The sequence below is a fragment of the Starkeya sp. ORNL1 genome (assembly GCF_012971745.1).
Taxonomy (GTDB): Bacteria; Pseudomonadota; Alphaproteobacteria; order Rhizobiales; family Xanthobacteraceae; genus Ancylobacter.
The window spans coordinates 22,745-38,927 of sequence record NZ_CP048834.1 but is presented as its reverse complement, the minus strand read 5'-3'; the positions used below and the strand labels follow the sequence as shown (position 1 = coordinate 38,927).

General features: G+C 66.5%; 15 protein-coding genes. 8 read left to right on the top strand and 7 right to left on the bottom strand.

What is annotated here, in order from left to right; all coding sequences use genetic code 11:
- Positions 1-51 precede the first annotated feature (51 nt).
- Positions 52-1,320 (top strand): amidase, encoded by a 1,269-nt coding sequence (locus G3545_RS00180; RefSeq protein ID WP_170008901.1) that lies wholly within the window; start codon positions 52-54, stop codon positions 1,318-1,320.
- 10 nt (positions 1,321-1,330) lie between these two features.
- Here the strand turns inward: G3545_RS00180 and G3545_RS00175 are convergent, their stop codons facing one another.
- The 5 genes from G3545_RS00175 to G3545_RS00155 form a co-directional block, all read right to left on the bottom strand.
- Positions 1,331-2,134 carry an LssY C-terminal domain-containing protein gene (locus tag G3545_RS00175; protein WP_170008900.1) on the bottom strand — a complete coding sequence of 268 codons (804 nt, stop codon included), beginning with the start codon at positions 2,132-2,134 and terminating at the stop codon, positions 1,331-1,333.
- Between the two features lie 2 nt (positions 2,135-2,136).
- Entirely contained in the window at positions 2,137-5,877 is a 3,741-nt protein-coding gene (metH, locus tag G3545_RS00170) for a methionine synthase (protein WP_170008899.1), read from the bottom strand.
- Between the two features lie 13 nt (positions 5,878-5,890).
- The gene (locus tag G3545_RS00165) at positions 5,891-6,262 is read right to left on the bottom strand and encodes an endonuclease domain-containing protein (protein WP_170017828.1); all 372 of its coding nucleotides are present in this window, start codon (positions 6,260-6,262) and stop codon (positions 5,891-5,893) included.
- Between the two features lie 113 nt (positions 6,263-6,375).
- Positions 6,376-7,299 carry a methylenetetrahydrofolate reductase [NAD(P)H] gene (metF, locus tag G3545_RS00160; RefSeq protein WP_170008897.1) on the bottom strand — a complete coding sequence of 308 codons (924 nt, stop codon included), beginning with the start codon at positions 7,297-7,299 and terminating at the stop codon, positions 6,376-6,378.
- Entirely contained in the window at positions 7,299-8,309 is a 1,011-nt protein-coding gene (locus G3545_RS00155) for a metalloregulator ArsR/SmtB family transcription factor (RefSeq protein ID WP_170008895.1), read from the bottom strand. The genes metF and G3545_RS00155 overlap by 1 nt, the downstream gene beginning before the upstream one ends.
- 108 nt (positions 8,310-8,417) lie before the next feature.
- Between G3545_RS00155 and tsaA the strand changes: the two genes are divergently transcribed.
- The 4 genes from tsaA (at position 8,418) to G3545_RS00135 (ending at position 11,902) form a co-directional block, all read left to right on the top strand.
- Positions 8,418-8,966 (top strand): tRNA (N6-threonylcarbamoyladenosine(37)-N6)-methyltransferase TrmO, encoded by a 549-nt coding sequence (gene tsaA / locus G3545_RS00150; protein WP_246702627.1) that lies wholly within the window; start codon positions 8,418-8,420, stop codon positions 8,964-8,966.
- Between the two features lie 152 nt (positions 8,967-9,118).
- Positions 9,119-10,384, top strand: a complete 1,266-nt coding sequence (locus tag G3545_RS00145; RefSeq protein ID WP_170008894.1) for a L,D-transpeptidase — start codon at positions 9,119-9,121, stop codon at positions 10,382-10,384.
- A gap of 347 nt (positions 10,385-10,731) precedes the next feature.
- Complete coding sequence (locus tag G3545_RS00140; RefSeq protein WP_170008892.1) at positions 10,732-11,532, top strand: methyltransferase domain-containing protein; 801 nt, start codon at positions 10,732-10,734, stop codon at positions 11,530-11,532.
- Positions 11,533-11,572: 40 nt separating this feature from the next.
- A complete protein-coding gene (locus G3545_RS00135; protein WP_246702626.1) occupies positions 11,573-11,902 on the top strand; it encodes an antibiotic biosynthesis monooxygenase family protein in 330 nt (109 codons plus the stop codon).
- A gap of 443 nt (positions 11,903-12,345) precedes the next feature.
- Here G3545_RS00135 and G3545_RS00130 read toward each other — a convergent pair whose 3' ends face one another.
- Complete coding sequence (locus G3545_RS00130) at positions 12,346-12,669, bottom strand: hypothetical protein (RefSeq protein WP_170008891.1); 324 nt, start codon at positions 12,667-12,669, stop codon at positions 12,346-12,348.
- A gap of 77 nt (positions 12,670-12,746) precedes the next feature.
- A complete protein-coding gene (locus G3545_RS00125; RefSeq protein ID WP_170008890.1) occupies positions 12,747-13,370 on the bottom strand; it encodes an MOSC domain-containing protein in 624 nt (207 codons plus the stop codon).
- Between the two features lie 222 nt (positions 13,371-13,592).
- On the opposite strand from G3545_RS00125, the gene G3545_RS00120 reads away from it, so the two are divergent.
- The 3 genes from G3545_RS00120 to G3545_RS00110 are packed head-to-tail and all read left to right on the top strand — an operon-like array spanning position 13,593 to position 16,181.
- Positions 13,593-14,105 carry an HdeD family acid-resistance protein gene (locus G3545_RS00120; RefSeq protein WP_246702958.1) on the top strand — a complete coding sequence of 171 codons (513 nt, stop codon included), beginning with the start codon at positions 13,593-13,595 and terminating at the stop codon, positions 14,103-14,105.
- Between the two features lie 34 nt (positions 14,106-14,139).
- The gene (locus G3545_RS00115; protein WP_170008887.1) at positions 14,140-15,390 is read left to right on the top strand and encodes an OpgC domain-containing protein; all 1,251 of its coding nucleotides are present in this window, start codon (positions 14,140-14,142) and stop codon (positions 15,388-15,390) included.
- Between the two features lie 44 nt (positions 15,391-15,434).
- A complete protein-coding gene (locus G3545_RS00110; RefSeq protein WP_246702957.1) occupies positions 15,435-16,181 on the top strand; it encodes an SGNH/GDSL hydrolase family protein in 747 nt (248 codons plus the stop codon).
- The last annotated feature ends 2 nt before the right edge of the window (positions 16,182-16,183 follow it).

The following is a 16,183-nucleotide window of genomic DNA, read 5'->3' as shown; positions in this document are numbered from 1 at the left end:
CGTGATCCGCTGGCCCTTGCCAGCCGGCCCGGCGCATGCGAGAGCCGAACCATGACCGAGATGCTCTCAGCCCTTGCTTTGGCCGAGGCCGTCCGCTCCGGGCGGCTCTCCCCTGCCGACATCGCCGATCGCTGCGCCGATACCATCGCCGCGCGCGAGGCCGAGATCGGCGCCTTCGCCGCGATCGATCTCGACGCGCTGCGTCAGGCGGCACGCGCGCCGGGCCTTGCCGATGGCCGGCTCGCCGGCCTGCCGGTCGGTGTCAAGGACATCATCGATACCGCCGATTTCCCCACCGCACGCGGCTCAGCCATCTATGACGGCCACCGGCCGGCGTCCGACGCCGCCATCGTGCGCATGCTGGCCCATGCCGGCGGACTGATCGCGGGCAAGACCGCGACCACCGAGTTCGCCTTCATGAACCCTGCGCTCACCCGCAACCCGCACCATGCCGGCCACACACCGGGCGGCTCATCGGCGGGCTCGGCGGCGGCGGTGGCGGCCGGCATGCTGCCGCTGGCGATCGGTACCCAGACCGGTGGCTCGGTGATCCGGCCAGCCTCATTTTGCGGCGTCGCCGGCTACAAGGCGTCCTACAAGCTGCTGCCGACCATTGGCGTCAAGGCATTCTCCTGGTCGCTCGACACGCTCGGCCTGTTCGCCGCCCGCGTCGCCGACCTTGCCTTCGCCGCCGGCGCCATTACCGGGCGCGATTTCGACCTGCGCGATGCCGGCCAGCCGCCGCGCCTCGCCTTCGTCATCACCGCGCGAGCCGAACAGGCGACGGCCGACGCCCATGCCGCGCTTGATGAAGCCGCGCGCGCTGCCGAGCGTCGCGGTGCCCGCGTGCTCGGCCAGATCCTGCCACCAGAGGTGGAAGCGGCAGACGCCGCGCACAACATCATCCAGTCCTATGAGGTGGCGCTGGCGCTGGCCGACGAATATGACCGCCATCGCGAGCGCCTCTCGCCTGTGCTGCGCGACTATCTCGACGCCGCCCGTGGTGTCTCGCCCGAGCATTATGACGAGGCCCGCCGCACCGCCCGGCGTGCGCGCCATGCGGCGGCCGACGCCTTTGCCAATTTCGACGCCGTGCTCACCTTCTCCGCCACCGGCGAGGCGCCTGAAGGCCTGGGCTCGACCGGCTCGCCGGTGTTCAACCGGCTCTGGACCCTGCTCGGCGCGCCCTGCGTGAACGTCGCCGGCCTGCGCGGCGCCAAGGGCCTGCCCGTGGGCGTCCAGGTGGTCGGCCGCTTCGGCCGCGACAAGGCCACGCTGAACATCGCCCGGTTCCTGGAGCGCGCCATCGCCGCGGAGTGAGCTCCTCCGATTAATTGGCCAGATTGGCGATGCCCTGCCAGATGGCGTCCTTGGCCGCAACGAACGGCGGCGGCGGCAGCATCTGCGGCGGATCGGGATTGGCCTTGCCGCCCGCGACGAGCCGGGCGATCCAGACCTCGCCGTCGGTGTAATAGCGATCACCGCCGCCATTGCGGCCATTGATGGTCGGGCCGACGCCGGTGACCTCGTAGATCGCCTCGACCATCTTCGCCGTCTTGAGATCGTCGATCAGCAGCGCGCGCACCGCATCGACATCCGGCCCGATATGATGCGTCACTTGCCCGGTATAATGGCTGAGGCCGACGCCGCGGTCATAGGTCGCCGCACCGAGCCAGACCGGCCGCCCCTCCTCGCCCTGATCCAGCACCTTCCAGAAGCGCACATGGTCGCGCCGGTCGGCACTGCGGCCGATCTCCTTCTCGAAGGCGAGATCCTCGACGCGACGATCGTAATAAAGCGGGCTCACCGGCGCCTGCGGATCGGGCCGGTCGAGCAGCACCGAGCCGACGATGGCGATGCTGGACTTCAGCGTCACCGGGTCCGCCGGCATCCAGCCCGCCGCATGCATCGCCCGGATGACGTCTTCTTCGGTGCCGACAAGCCCGACATTGATCGGATCGCCGGCAATGCCCTGCTTGGTTCGCGTGACCATCGGCACGGCGGCAAGACGCGGCTGGCGCTGATGATGGGTCCAGCCGATGGGCAGCAGGAAATAGGCGGCAAGCGCCCAGATGGCCAGGAGGACGACGCCCCAGAAGATGAGATGGCGCACATCCGTCCCGAACCAGCTCATTGCTACTCCGCCGCGACCGCCCTGAGGCTTGCCGGATCATAGTTCAACACCGGCGCCAGCCAGCGCTCGGTCTCTTCCACGCTCATGCCCTTGCGCCGGGCATAATCCTCGACCTGGTCGCGCTCGATCCGCCCCACACCGAAATAGGCGGCATCCGGATGGGCGAAATAGAGCCCCGACACCGCCGCACCCGGCCACATGGCGAAGCTCTCGGTAAGCTCGACTCCGGTCTGAGCGGTGGCGTCCAGCAGATTGAAGAGAGTCACTTTTTCGGTGTGGTCGGGCTGCGCGGGATAGCCCGGAGCCGGCCGGATGCCGCGATAGGCCTCCTCGATCAGATTCTGATTATCAAGCGCCTCGTCCGGCGCATAAGCCCAGAACTCCCGGCGCACCCGCTCGTGCATCCGCTCCGCAAGGGCCTCGGCAAGACGGTCCGCCAGCGCCTTCAGGAGAATCGAGGAATAGTCATCGTGTGCCGCCTTGAAGGCCTCGGAGCGCTCATGCTCGCCGAAGCCGGTGGAGACGCAAAAGCCGCCAATATAGTCAGTCACGCCGCTGTCAGCCGGCGCGATGAAATCGCTCAGCGCGTAGCTGGCGCGCCCGGCGCTCTTCGCCATCTGCTGGCGCAGCGTGTGCAGCGTCGCAATCTCGCCGTCCCGTGTGGCATTGCCATGGAGCACGATGTCGTCGCCCACCGCATTGGCCGGCCAGAAGCCGATCACGGCGCGGGCGGTGAGCCACTTCTCGGCGACGATGCGGTCCAGCATGCGCCGCGCATCGTCATAGAGCGCGCGCGCCGCGACGCCGACCTTCGGGTCGTCGAGGATCGCCGGGAACCTGCCGACCAGCTCCCAGGACTGGAAGAACGGCGTCCAGTCGATATAGGGCACCAGTTCGGCGAGGTCGTAATTGTCGAACGCCCGCGTGCCGGTGAAGGTCGGGATCGGCGTCGTGTAGCCGGCAAAGTTTGCCTTGAACGCGTTGGCCCGCGCATCCGCCAGCTTCACCCGGGTCTTGTTGCGGTCGGCCTTGGCGTGGTTCTCCGCGACCTTGGCGTATTCGGCGCGGATGTTGGCGACATAGTCCGGGCGTGCATTGTCGTTGAGCAGGCTGGAGACCACGCCCACGGCACGGCTGGCATCGGTCACATAGACCGCCTGGCCGCGCACATATTGCGGGGCGATCTTCACCGCGGTGTGGACGCGCGAGGTCGTCGCGCCGCCGATCAAGAGCGGCACGCTGAAACCCTCGCGCTCCATCTCGGAGGCGACATGCACCATCTCGTCGAGCGAGGGGGTGATGAGGCCGGAAAGCCCGATCACGTCCACCTTCTCGGTACGTGCCACTTCGAGGATCTTCGCCGTCGGTACCATGACCCCGAGATCGATCACCTCGTAATTGTTGCACTGGAGCACGACGCCGACGATGTTCTTGCCGATGTCATGGACATCGCCCTTCACCGTCGCCATCAACACCTTGCCGGCGTTGGATGCCTCGGTGATCCCCTGCTCCTGCTTCTCCAACTCCATGAAGGGCATGAGATAGGCGACGGCCTGCTTCATCACGCGGGCCGACTTCACCACTTGCGGCAGGAACATCTTGCCGGCGCCGAACAGGTCGCCGACCACGTTCATGCCGGCCATCAGCGGGCCTTCGATGACGTGCAGCGGGCGGGCGACGGACTGGCGTGCCTCCTCGGTGTCGGTCTCGACGAAATCGGTGATGCCGTTGACGAGCGCATGCTCCAGCCGCTTCTCCACCGGCCATGAGCGCCAGGCGAGATCGGCTTCCTTCCTCTCCTTGCCGCCGCCCCGGAAGCGCTCGGCCAGCGTCAGCAGGCGCTCGGTGGCGTCCTCGCGGCGGTTCAGCACCACATCCTCGCAGGCCTCGCGCAGCTCCGGCTCGATCTCGCTATAGAGCGCGAGCTGGCCCGCATTGACGATGCCCATGTCCATGCCGGCGGCGATGGCGTGATAGAGGAACACCGCGTGCATCGCCTCGCGCACCGGCTCATTGCCGCGGAACGAGAAGGACAGGTTCGACACGCCGCCGGAGATATGTGCGTAGGGCAGTTGCTGGCGGATCGCGCGGGTCGCCTCGATGAAGGCGACGCCATAGCCGGAATGCTCCTCGATGCCGGTCGCCACCGCGAAGATGTTCGGATCGAAGATGATATCCTCGGGCGGAAAGCCCACCTCCTCGGTGAGGATGCGGTAGGCCCGCGCGCAGATATTCACCTTGCGCTCATAGGTGTCGGCCTGCCCGGTCTCATCGAACGCCATGACGACGACGGCAGCGCCATAGGCCCGCACCAGCCGCGCATGATGCTTGAACGCCTCCTCGCCTTCCTTCAGCGAGATCGAGTTCACGATGCCCTTGCCCTGGATGCACTTCAGGCCGGCCTCGATGACGCTCCATTTGGAGCTATCGACCATCACCGGCACGCGGGCGATGTCCGGCTCGGCGGCAAGCAGGTTCAGGAAGGTCACCATGGCCTTCTCGGAATCGAGCAGGCCCTCGTCCATATTGATGTCGATGACCTGCGCGCCGTTCTCCACCTGGTCGCGCGCCACCGCCAGCGCGGCCGCGTAGTCGCCATTGGTGATGAGCTTGCGGAAGCGCGCCGACCCGGTGACGTTGGTGCGCTCACCGACATTGACGAACGGGATCTGCGGCGTCAGCTCGAACGGCTCCAGCCCCGACAGCCGCAGCCGCGGCTCGACCTCGACGACCGCGCGCGGACGATGCGGCGCAACGGCCTCCGCCAGCGCGCGGATATGATCCGGCGTGGTGCCGCAGCAGCCGCCGACCACGTTGACGAGGCCCGACGCGGCGAACTCGCCGACCAGCCTGGCCATTGCCTCGGGGCTCTCGTCATAGAGCCCGAACTCGTTCGGCAGGCCGGCATTGGGATAGGCGCAGATCAGCGTGTCGGCGACACGCGACAGATCGTCGATATGGGCGCGCATCTCCTTGGCACCGAGCGCGCAATTCAGCCCGATGGAGAAGGGCTGCGCATGCCGCAGCGAGTTCCAGAACGCCTCCGGCGTCTGGCCGGACAGCGTGCGCCCGGACAGGTCGGTGATGGTGCCGGAGATCATCACCGGCACGCGGATGCCGCGCGCCTCGAACAGCCGCTCGATGGCGAACACCGCTGCCTTGGCGTTCAGCGTGTCGAAGATGGTCTCGATCAGCAGCAGGTCCGCGCCGCCATCCAGCAGCGCGCCGGCCTGCTCGCCATAGGCGGTGGCGAGTTCGTCGAACGAGGTGGCGCGGAAACCGGGATCATTGACGTCCGGCGAGATCGAGGCGGTGCGGTTGGTCGGCCCGATGGCGCCGGCGACGAAGCGGCGGCGGCCATCCTTCGCCTCGGCCAGTTTCGCCGCCTCCTTGGCGAGCTTGGCGCCCTCGAAATTGATCTCGTAGACAATGCTCTCCATGCCGTAATCGGCCATGGCGATGGTGGTGCCGGAGAAGGTGTTGGTCTCGACGATGTCGGCGCCGGCGAGGAAGTAAGCGAGATGGATGTCCCGCACCGCGTCCGGTCGGCTGATGTTCAGGAGGTCGTTATTGCCGCGCACGTCGCGGTTCCACGCCTTGAACCGCTCGCCGCGATAGCCTGCCTCATCCAGCTTGAGCTGCTGGATCATCGTGCCCATCGCCCCGTCGAGCACCAATATGCGCTCGGCGGCGGCAGCCTTGAGGGCTTTGAGGGTGTCGGTATGGATCGGCAACTGGGACATCGCGGGCCACTTTCTACTCCCTCTCCCCGTCGGGGAGAGGGTTGGGGTAAGGGGCCTCGCCGCGCAGGGCTTCAAGAACGCGCAGCAGAACGCCCTCTATGTTCGTCGTAACCTCGTTATTCCAGAAGCGGATGACCAGATAGCCATGCGCTTCGATCATCTGCGTCCGGTCGGCATCGTTCTCGGCGGCATGTTGGCCGCCGTCGAGTTCGACGACCAGTTTCGCGTCGGGGCACAGGAAGTCGACAATGTAGCTCTCGATCGGCCCCTGTCGGCGGAACTTCCAGCCATCCAGGCGACGATCACGCAAGTGGGACCAGAGTTTCCGTTCAACATCAGTCTGGTTCTTCCGCAGTCGCCGCGCTCTCGAAATCCTACCGTCCATCCCCCTCACCCGGCCCTGCGGGCCGACCTCTCCCCCTCGGGGAGAGGTTAAGTACGCCAGCCGTTCCATCGTCTGCTCCCTCTCCCCGTCGGGGAGAGGGCTGGGGTGAGGGGCTAAGCCGCCGCCTGCCCTTCGCCTGCCGCCGCCTGCGGCGGGCGCAGGCCCAGCAGGTGGCAGATGGCATAGACGAGATCGGCGCGGTTCAGCGTGTAGAAATGGAATTCCGTCACGCCGCGGTCGACGAGATCGAACACCTGCTCGGCCGCCACCGCCGCCGCGATCAGCTTGCGGGTCTCCGGATCGCTGTCCAGCCCCTCGAACCGCCCGGCGAGCCAGCCCGGCATATAGGTGCCGGTCTTCTCGGCGAAGTTCTTCGCCTGCTTGAAATTGCTCACCGGCAAGATGCCCGGCACCACCGGCACGTCGATGCCGCGGGCGCGCACCTTGTCGAGATAGCGGAAATACAGGTCATTATCGAAGAAGCACTGGGTGATGGCGCGGCTGGCGCCGGCATCGACCTTGGCTTCCAGTATGTCGAGGTCGGCATCGAAGGACGGGCTCTCCGGATGCTTCTCCGGATAGGCCGAGACCGACACCTCGAAATTGGCGATGCGGCGCAACCCGGCGACGAGGTCAGCCGAGGTCGCGTAGCCTTCCGGGTGCGGTTCATAGGCATGGCCGACACCGCCCGGCGGATCGCCGCGCAGCGCCACGATATGGCGCACGCCGGCATCCCAATAGCCGCGGACGACCTCGTCCACTTCGCCCTTCGCGGCGGCGACGCAGGTGAGGTGCGCGGCCGGCGCGAGCCGGGTCTCCTTGATGATGCGCTCCACCGTGGCGTGGGTGCGCTCGCGGGTCGAACCGCCGGCGCCATAGGTGACCGAGACGAATTTCGGCGCCAGCGGCGCCAGCCGGGTGATCGAGCTCCACAGCGTCGCCTCCATCTCCTCGCTCTTCGGCGGGAAGAACTCGAAGGAGACGGAAATGGGCCGCCCACCGGTGCGCCGGCTGCGGCGCTCGACATCGGACGACATCAGGCGACCTCCTTCTTGTCTTGCTTGTTGTTTTGGCCCGTCGCCAGCGCGATCCGCGGATCGCGCGCGAGCCAGAGGGACACGGTGAGCTTGCCGTCCGCCAGCGGCGCCAGCAGGCGGTGCGCGACCGGATCGAGGCCGGCCTGCGTCAGCCAGCTCTCCATGATCTCGGGCGCAAAGCCGAGCCGGCGATGGGCATGCGCCTCGCGCAGGAATTCGAGATCGTGCGGGGCGAAGTCGATCACCAGCAGCCGCCCGCCGGGACGCAGCACCCGCGCCGCTTCCTTCAGCGCCCGTGGCGCATCCTCGAGGAAATGCAGCACCTGGTGGACCACCACCACGTCGAAGGCGTCGCGCGGCAAGGCAAGGCTGTAGATATCGCCCTGGCGTACCGTGCAGTTCTTCGCCCCTGCCCGCTCCAGATTGGCGCGGGCGACTGCGAGCATGTCGGCGGAGAGGTCAATGCCGACGCCGCGTTCGATCTGCGGCGCGAACAGTTCCAGTATCCGGCCCGTGCCGGTGCCGAGATCGAGCAGGCTACCGATGTGCACGCCGTGCAGCGCCTCGCGGATCGCCGCTTCCACCTGCTCGTCTGGAGCGTGCAGGCGGCGTATGACGTCCCATTCATGGGCGTGGGTGCGGAAATAGGCCTGCGCGCTTTCCGCCCGCGCGGCGCGCACCGCGTCGAGCCGCTCGCGGTCGCGCAGCAGCACGTCATCGTCCGGCGCCATCAACTCCAGCAGCGCGTCGGTCACCGCCGCACCCGGCGTGTCGGTGGCACGCCGATAGAACACCCAGCTTGCCTCGCGGAACCGCTCGACCAGTCCGGCTTCCGCCAACAATTTGAGATGACGGGAGATTCTGGGCTGCGACTGGCCGAGAATATCGGTAAGCTCCGACACCGTCAGTTCGCCCTCGCCCATCAGCGCCAGCAGGCGCAGCCGCGTATCCTCGCCGGCCGCCTTGAGGCCGTCGAGCAGGAGCGCGAAACTGAGCGGCGGAGCCGACACGGCAGACAACCCTTCAAAGCAGATATAAAGATATCTTTATGTCTGATTTCGACACGACGCAAGAGGGCGCGCGCGTCGTGGTCGAGATGGAATCAGCGAGAGCGACACGTGACCGACAGCAATGACAGCGACGCGACCCTGCCCTATCCGGAATTCGGCATCCGCCCCGGCGAGGTCGCGGGCGAACTGCCCGCCACGTTCGATGCCGGCCTCTATTATATAGGCCGCATCCGCACTCCCTGGACGCGCCGCGCCGACTGCCCGAAGAATGCGCGCGAATCAGATGCGCTCTGCACTGTCGAGATTGCGCCCGCCTTCCGCCCGGCGCTGGAGGGACTGGACGGCACGAGCCATGTCTGGTTGCTCTATTTCATGGACCGCGCGCCACGCGACCTGCTGGTCCAGGTGCCGAATACCTATGGCAAGGGCCGCGGCACCTTCGCCTTGCGCAGCCCGGCCCGGCCCAATCCGATCGCCATGAGCGCCGCCCAACTCGTCGCAATCGAGGGCGGAAACCTTATCGTTCGCGGGCTCGACTGCCTCGACGGCACGCCGCTCCTCGACATCAAGCCCTATTTCGCCTCGACCGACGCCATCCCGGACGCCGTGGTCGGCTGGCACATGGCACGGCGCAACGGAGATTCCGGCCCCACCTGACGACAGTGTTGCAGCGATGCATCGGCTCTGTGCCTTACGCATGTCTGACGAGTCCGTGACACATCCGCGGCGCTGGTCGGTCTTGAACCCGCCTTGTTCCTGCGTCATTTCCTGCCTGAAATCTGTTCCGGCAAATCAACACAGGCATGATGATGGCCGTTCGCCTTGGTATCGCTCCCGTCGCCGCCCTTGCCGTCCTGGCATCCATCGGCACCGCCAGCGCGCAATATTACCCACCAGACGCCACCAATCAGACCTATGCGCCACCCGGCACCGCCGAGGCGCCTGCCGGCTACGACCCGTATAACGCCCCGGGCAACAACGGCTATGGCGCTCCGCCTCCCGGCGTGCGCGATCCCTATGCCCAGCAGCAGCGGGCGCCCCAGCAGGGTTATGGCGCGCAGCAGGGTTATGGCGCGCAGCCCGGCTACGGTACCCAGCCGGACTATGCCCAGCAGCCGGTCCAGGCCGAGCCGCCGGTCGCTGCCATCCCGGCGCCTAACAATCCCTATGGCCCGGCCGGCGCAGCACCACAGCAGCAGGCCGGCTATCCCGCGGGCGGATATTCCGCTCCGGCGGGCGGTTATTCCTCGCAGCAGCCGGCGGGCTACGGTCAGGCGCCTCAGCAAGCTGGTCAGCAGGCCGGCTATCCCGCGGGCGCCTATTCCGGTCAGCCGCCGGCCGGCATGGCCTCGCCTTATGGCAACCAGCCGCAGGGCAACTACCAGCAGCAGCAGGCCGCCTATCCGCAGCAGCAACAGCCGGCCGTGACCGGCGCGGTGCCGCCCGGCGCCGTTGGCGGCAGCAGCCAGGCGCAGGGCGCCAATGGTTCCAGCGTCGCCATGCTCCCCCCCGAGGACCAGCCCGAGACCGGGCCGACCAAGGAACTGCCGGCGAACCTGAAGCATCAGGTGGTCGACTATTCGACCAAGGAAGCCCCTGGCACCATCATTATCGATACGCCGAACACCTACCTCTATTACGTGCTGGGCAGCGGCAAGGCCGAGCGCTTCGGCATCGGCGTCGGCCGCGAGGGCTTCACCTGGTCGGGCGCGCAGAAGATCAGCCGCAAGGCGGAGTGGCCGGATTGGCGCCCGCCGGCGGAGATGATCGAGCGCCAGCCCTATCTGCCGCGCTTCATGGCCGGCGGCCCGGGCAACCCGATGGGCGCGCGCGCGCTCTATCTCGGCGGCACGGTCTACCGCATCCATGGCACCAACCAGCCCTCGACCATCGGCCAGTTCATGTCCTCGGGCTGTATCCGCATGCTGAACGAGGATGTCGAGGCGCTGTTCGACAAGGTGAAGGTCGGCACCAAGGTCGTGGTGCTGCCGGGGGATCCGCCGAAGACCGCCTCGAACGCCGTGCCGGACGCCTCCATCGTCCCGGCCAGCGCGCCCGCGGTTTCGGTGCGCTGACGCGACACTGAGCGCCATCGAATGTGACGATCATCCCCGGCCCTACGCCGGGGATTTTCGTTTGGAGCGGTCGTTCTGTCTGAACATCCTTCGAGGCCCGGCTTTGCCGGGCACCTCCGCGGTTGGCCCTTGGCCAACCGCTAGGGATGACGTGGTTATGAAAGCGACGTCATCCTGAGGTGCGAGCGCAGCGAGCCTCGAAGGATGCTCCAACTGAGCGTGTCTCTCCCAACGACACGCGACTTTTCCGGCCGGTCCCGCAAGGTGAGGACCATCGGCAGGTAGTGGCACGGCCCCAGCGAGGAGCTAGTCTGCGCAGCGCACCACCCGCGCCCGAGGACACCGCCATGTCGGCCGCCCCCGATTTCGCCGCCCGCCGCTTCCAGTCCGCCGCCGCGCACTATCTGGCCGGCCGCGCGCCCTACCCGCCGGCGCTGATCGCCCGGGTCGTCGAATTGCTGCAGCTGGAGCCCGATGACCGCGTCATGGATCTCGGCTGCGGTCCGGCGCAGCTGGCCGTCGGCTTCGCGCCCTATGTCGGCGAGGTGCTGGCGCTCGACCCGGAGCCGGCCATGCTGGAGCTGGCTCGCGAGGCGGCCTCACAGGTGCCGAATGTCGAGGTCGTACAAGCCGGTTCCCAGGATATCGGCGCGCATCTCGGCCGCTTCCGTGCCGCGGTGATCGGGCGCGCCTTCCACTGGATGGACCGCGCGGAGACCTTGCGGCGCTTCGACGGCCTGCTGGAGCCCGACGGCGCGGTGGTGCTGTTCGGCGACGAGCGGCCGAAGCTGCCGGAGAATGCCTGGCTCCAGCACTATTCCGAGCTGATCGAGCGCTTTTCCGCCGATGACGAGGACCGGCAACGGCGGCGCTCCGAGGCCTTCGCGCCGCACATGTCCGTGTTGCTCCACTCGCCCTTCAGCCGCCTCGAGCGGGCAAGCGTCGTCACCAGCCGCGAGCTCGGCGTCGACGGGCTGGTCCAGCGCGCGCTGTCGCAATCGAGCACGTCGCGGGCGCGGCTCGGCGCGCAGGCCGACGAGATGGTTGCGGAGTTGCGCGCCAAGGCCCCGGCCTGGAGCCCAACCGGCAGGTTCACCGAAGTGCTGTTCTCGAACGCCCTGATCGCCCGGCGGCCTGTAGCGGATTAGGTCATAGACTTGGCGTTCAGACCGAAACCGGGCATTCCCCATGAGCCAAACGTCGGACAAAAGCAGCATCGTCACCTTGATAAATGTCTTCACGGTCGATCCGGTTAACCAGCAGCGGCTTGTCGATCTGCTTGCTCGTGCCACGGATGACTTCGTCAGCCACGCGCCGGGCTTTATCTCGTCGACGCTCCATCGCAGCGTCGACGGTACAAAAGTGGCGATGTATGCGCAATGGCGCAGCGCTGAAGACTACCAGGCCATGCGCCAGGATCCGGGACCTCTGCCATTCCTCGAAGAGGCGCTCACCATCGCAAAATTTGAACCGGGCATGTACGAGATCGCGCGGACATTCCTGCCTACCGGTGGGTAGTTTCGGGTGCGACCCTCACAGCCCCAACCGAAGGCCGACAGCATGAGGCCCACAACGGGTGGCTAACGGCCCCTCGGGCGGCGCCCTCGCTGGCCGCTGTTATGAGAGATGAGGCGGCCTGGAGGTTCGCCGTGGACGGTGTGCAAGACTGCTCCGCTCTCACGTAGTCGTCGCCGAAAGCGTGAACAGTTCCGAACTCCCCACACGGCGAGAAAATCCTGTCCGGTTGCCTCATCGCGATAGTAAGCAGAGCCGCCAAAGACTGCTTCAAGTTCCTGCTCGCCTCGTCCCTCGCCGCCAAATACTGATGCGACGAGACCAATAGGCGCTGCGGTGACCGCCGTCTCGCTCTTGGCGAATTGAACAGCGCGGAACACATATATCGGAAGGGGCTGCCTCACAGGCCTAAGCTGCCACGGGAGGTCCGCCGTCCGCAACTGAGGTTAGCGGACTATGGTTCCCTCGCCGATCAGGCACGCCTCCCGCAGGTAAAAATGTCCATCTTGTGCGAGTGCCTCGACTGCGTTCTGACCCGACAGGAATACGAAGCCGACGCGTCGCTGCTCGCCTGGCTTCATTTCGCTCTCCAGCAGCGGATAGTCATCCCATCCCTCTTTTAAGCTCTTGTCCTTGCTGCAAGGACAACCCCAGCCGAGATTAATAGGCCAAGCCCTTCCGCCCGCCTCTGCGGGATAGAGATACAGGTCAACGATCAGGTCAGGCTGGCTGAACGCGAAGCGTTCCCGCAATGTCGTTTCGCGCGTCATTGATGTGTTAAAGCACCGACGGACGATGTTCGGTATGGGTTGTCGACAACAGACATTTATAGTTTCACGCCCTCCCCCTATCCCCGCCACAAATGCTGCGCCGGCACTCGCACCTCGATCTCGCCGGTGGTGAGGTCGCCCGCGCGTTCCACCCAGGCAACGAGACCGCGCAGGCCCCGCGCCACTTGCGGGAACCGCAGGTCCAGCCCCTCCTGCTCCGGATAGTGGGCGCCGATCGATACCCCGGCATGCCGGCATGGCCCGTTCTCGCCCTCGATGGCGAGGGCGGCGCCGCTCGGGAAATGCAGCCGCGTGCCGGGCGGCAACCGGGTGAGGCGCGTCACTCCCTCGATCACCAGATTGGCGCCGATCCATTCCGGCTGCACATCGGCAAGCCCGAGCCGACGCGCAATCTCGGCGAGTTCGTCAGGCGCCACCAGCGAGAGCTGCCGCGAATTGCGGATCGGCGCGCCGCGCGGATACCACGGCACGCGGGAACAGGCCGGGCGGGCGTGGCCGTGATGCCGGTCGCTCGCCAGGCCGTCGAGCTCGACCGCAAGCCGCTCCACTTCGCGGGTGACGAAGCCGCCGCCATCGGCGATCAGCAGCCGTGCCGCCTGCGCCTTGAGGCGCCGCGCCGGGATCGTGGGCGCATTGTCGGCAAAAGCATCGGCGGCGAACAGGTCGGCGGTCTCGTTCATATGGGATTCTCCGCACATTGGCCGGACGCATCGCACCTATAGCGTTGCGGCGCTGCGTTGTAATATCGCGCCGCGTGTACGCACGCCGAGTCGACCGGAACGCCCGGCACGCCAGAATCGTTCTTGCACCGTCGGCGCCGGCAAGGGGGTTTGGTCATGTCTCTTCCGTCGGATTCTCTCACGCCCACACCCGCCGGCACCATTGTCGGCCATATCTCCGAGATGCGTGCCAAATGGGGCTGGTTCGTCGCGCTCGGCGCATTGATGATCGTCGCCGGCCTGATCGCCATGGGCAATCTGGTGCTCGGCACCGTGGTCTCGGTGCTTTATGTCGGCGCCATGATGGCTGTGGCCGGCATCGGCGAGATCTTCCATGCCTTCCAGGTGAAGGGCTGGGGCGCGTTCCTGTTCTGGCTGCTGTCCGGCCTGCTCTATCTTGCCGCCGGCATCATCGCCTTCATGAACCCGCTGCTTGCCGCCGCCTGGCTGACCTTGCTGCTCGGCATCGCGCTGATCGTCTCCGGCGTGTTCCGCGGCATCGCCGCCTGGCATGCCCGCCCGCACGCCGGCTGGGGGTGGCTGGCCTTCTCCAGCTTCATCAGCCTGCTGCTCGGCATCGAAATCGTGATCCGCTGGCCAGTGAATTCACTCTGGATTCTTGGCCTGTTTCTCGGCATCGACCTGATCTTCAACGGCGTCGCGGTATTTATGCTCGGATGGCGCCTGAAGAAGTGAGGTAGGTTTGGACGCCCGGACGCCCAAGGATGTAATGCTTGGAACGGAACTGGCACGGCCGGCGGCGCGCGAGGCCGCGGCCGAAAGATTTGCAGTACCAGCTCCTGCCCCGAGGGAATATATCGCATCCGATACGTCCGGCCTCGAAGCCGCGGTCCCGGCCGCCAGCACCGGGCGGGATCTGCGGCTCGACCTGTTTCGCGGTCTCGCGCTGTGGTTCATCTTCCTGAACCACATACCGAACAATGTGGTGAACTGGATCACCACCCGCAATTTCGGCTTCTCGGACGCCACCGAGATCTTCGTCTTCATCTCCGGCTACACCGCCGCCATGGTCTATGGCCGGCAGATGGAGACGAGCGGCGTCCTCGTCACCTCGGCGCGCATATGGCGACGCTCCTGGCAGCTCTATGTCGCCTTCATCTTCCTGTTCGTCGTCTATCTCGCCGAGATTTCCTATGTCATCGGCCGCTTCTCCAATCCGCTCTATGCGGAGGAGATGGGCGCCCTGCAATTCCTCTCCGAGCCCGACGTCGCTTTGGTCCAGGCGCTGCTCTTGAAGTTCCGGCCGGCGAACATGGACGTGCTGCCGCTCTATATCGTGCTGCTCGCCGGTTTCCCTCCGGTGCTGTGGGCGCTGCGCCGCTGGCCGGACGTGACGCTCGCGGCTTCCTTCGCGGTCTATGTCGGCGCGGGGCTGTTCGGCTGGAACCTGCCCGCCTATCCCGACGACAAGATGTGGTTCTTCAACCCGTACGCCTGGCAGTTCCTGTTCGTGTTCGGCGGCTGGTGCGGCATTGGCGGCTCGGACCGGCTCACCCGGCTGGTGCATTCGCGCCTCGTGGTCGGCATTGCCGCGCTCTATCTGCTGGTCTCGCTGGCAGTGGTGGTGAGCTGGTGGTGGCACCCGCTGGACGGGCTGGTTCCCGAAGCGGTCGGCCGCCTCATCTATCCGATCAGCAAGACCGACCTCGCACCCGTGCGCCTGATGCATTTCCTGGCGCTGGCGGTCGTGGTGGTGCGGCTGGTGCCCGAGAACCTCGCCATCCTTCGCTCGCCGATTTTGCGACCGATGATCCTGTGCGGCCAGCACTCGCTGGAGATCTTCTGTTTCGGCGTCTTCCTTTCTTTCGCCGCACATTTCGTGCTCAACGAGATCGTCGGCACGGTTTTCATGCAGCTTGCGCTGAGCCTCGCCGGCATAACCCTGATGGTTGCCCTATCGGCCCTATTGTCGTGGTATTCTCGCGTGGAGCGCGGGTTGGCCGCGCGGAAGAACCTTTGATGCGGTGCGCTTCGCGGGTGGTTCGGATAATCGGCTTGAGCCTGGTGGCGGCGCTCCTCGCGGCGGCGCCCGATCTCGCCTCCGCGGCCGAGGCCGTTCCCTGCGCCGCCCCCTCCGAACTGACGCGCGCCGGCTTCAGCCTGCCGCTGCTGGCAAAGTCGCTGAAGGAAAAGACTCCGACGACGATACTGGTGCTGAACAGCAGCGCCTCGGCATCGAAGAAGCGGGCCGGCGAAGCCGGTACCGAAGTCGTGCCGCGCAGCTTCCCGAGCTTCATCGAGGAGACCTTGAAGGCCCGCTATCCCGAAGGCGGCATCAAGCTGGTGACGCGCAACGAGCCGCGCCACACCGCTGTCGCGGTGGCCGAAGCGCTGCCCAAGCTGCTCCAGGAGGTGAAGCCGGCGCTGCTGATCTGGCAGACCGGCATCTATGACGCCATTTACGGGGCCGACGCGGGTGACTTCTCCGACGCGGTCACCCTCGGCATCAACGAGGCGCACGCCGCCGGCGCCGACGTCATCATGGTCGGCCCGCAATTCAGTCCGCGCACCGATTTCGCCTTCGAGGTCGCGCCCTACAATTCGACCTTGCGCTGGGCCGCCCGTTCGGCCGGCGTACCGTTCTTCGATCGCTACGCCGTGATGCGCTTCTGGGACGAGGATCGTATCTTCGATCTCGACGCCATCCGCCCCGAGCCTTCGCTCTATGAGAATGTCCACCGCTGCATCGGCCGCCTGCTGATCCAGATGATCGGCGACGGCGTCGATACCAAGACCGTCGGATCCCGCTGAAG

What these genes read in the sequence shown, in the direction of transcription:
- G3545_RS00180 (WP_170008901.1), top strand. Translation starts at nt 52, where the DNA reads ATGACCGAGATGCTCTCAGCCCTTGCTTTGGCCGAGGCCGTCCGCTCC.
- G3545_RS00175 (WP_170008900.1), bottom strand. Translation starts at nt 2,134, where the DNA reads ATGAGCTGGTTCGGGACGGATGTGCGCCATCTCATCTTCTGGGGCGTC.
- metH (WP_170008899.1), bottom strand. Translation starts at nt 5,877, where the DNA reads ATGTCCCAGTTGCCGATCCATACCGACACCCTCAAAGCCCTCAAGGCT.
- G3545_RS00165 (WP_170017828.1), bottom strand. Translation starts at nt 6,262, where the DNA reads ATGGACGGTAGGATTTCGAGAGCGCGGCGACTGCGGAAGAACCAGACT.
- metF (WP_170008897.1), bottom strand. Translation starts at nt 7,299, where the DNA reads ATGTCGTCCGATGTCGAGCGCCGCAGCCGGCGCACCGGTGGGCGGCCC.
- G3545_RS00145 (WP_170008894.1), top strand. Translation starts at nt 9,119, where the DNA reads ATGGCCGTTCGCCTTGGTATCGCTCCCGTCGCCGCCCTTGCCGTCCTG.
- G3545_RS00140 (WP_170008892.1), top strand. Translation starts at nt 10,732, where the DNA reads ATGTCGGCCGCCCCCGATTTCGCCGCCCGCCGCTTCCAGTCCGCCGCC.
- G3545_RS00135 (WP_246702626.1), top strand. Translation starts at nt 11,573, where the DNA reads ATGAGCCAAACGTCGGACAAAAGCAGCATCGTCACCTTGATAAATGTC.
- G3545_RS00130 (WP_170008891.1), bottom strand. Translation starts at nt 12,669, where the DNA reads ATGACGCGCGAAACGACATTGCGGGAACGCTTCGCGTTCAGCCAGCCT.
- G3545_RS00125 (WP_170008890.1), bottom strand. Translation starts at nt 13,370, where the DNA reads ATGAACGAGACCGCCGACCTGTTCGCCGCCGATGCTTTTGCCGACAAT.
- G3545_RS00120 (WP_246702958.1), top strand. Translation starts at nt 13,593, where the DNA reads ATGCGTGCCAAATGGGGCTGGTTCGTCGCGCTCGGCGCATTGATGATC.
- G3545_RS00115 (WP_170008887.1), top strand. Translation starts at nt 14,140, where the DNA reads ATGCTTGGAACGGAACTGGCACGGCCGGCGGCGCGCGAGGCCGCGGCC.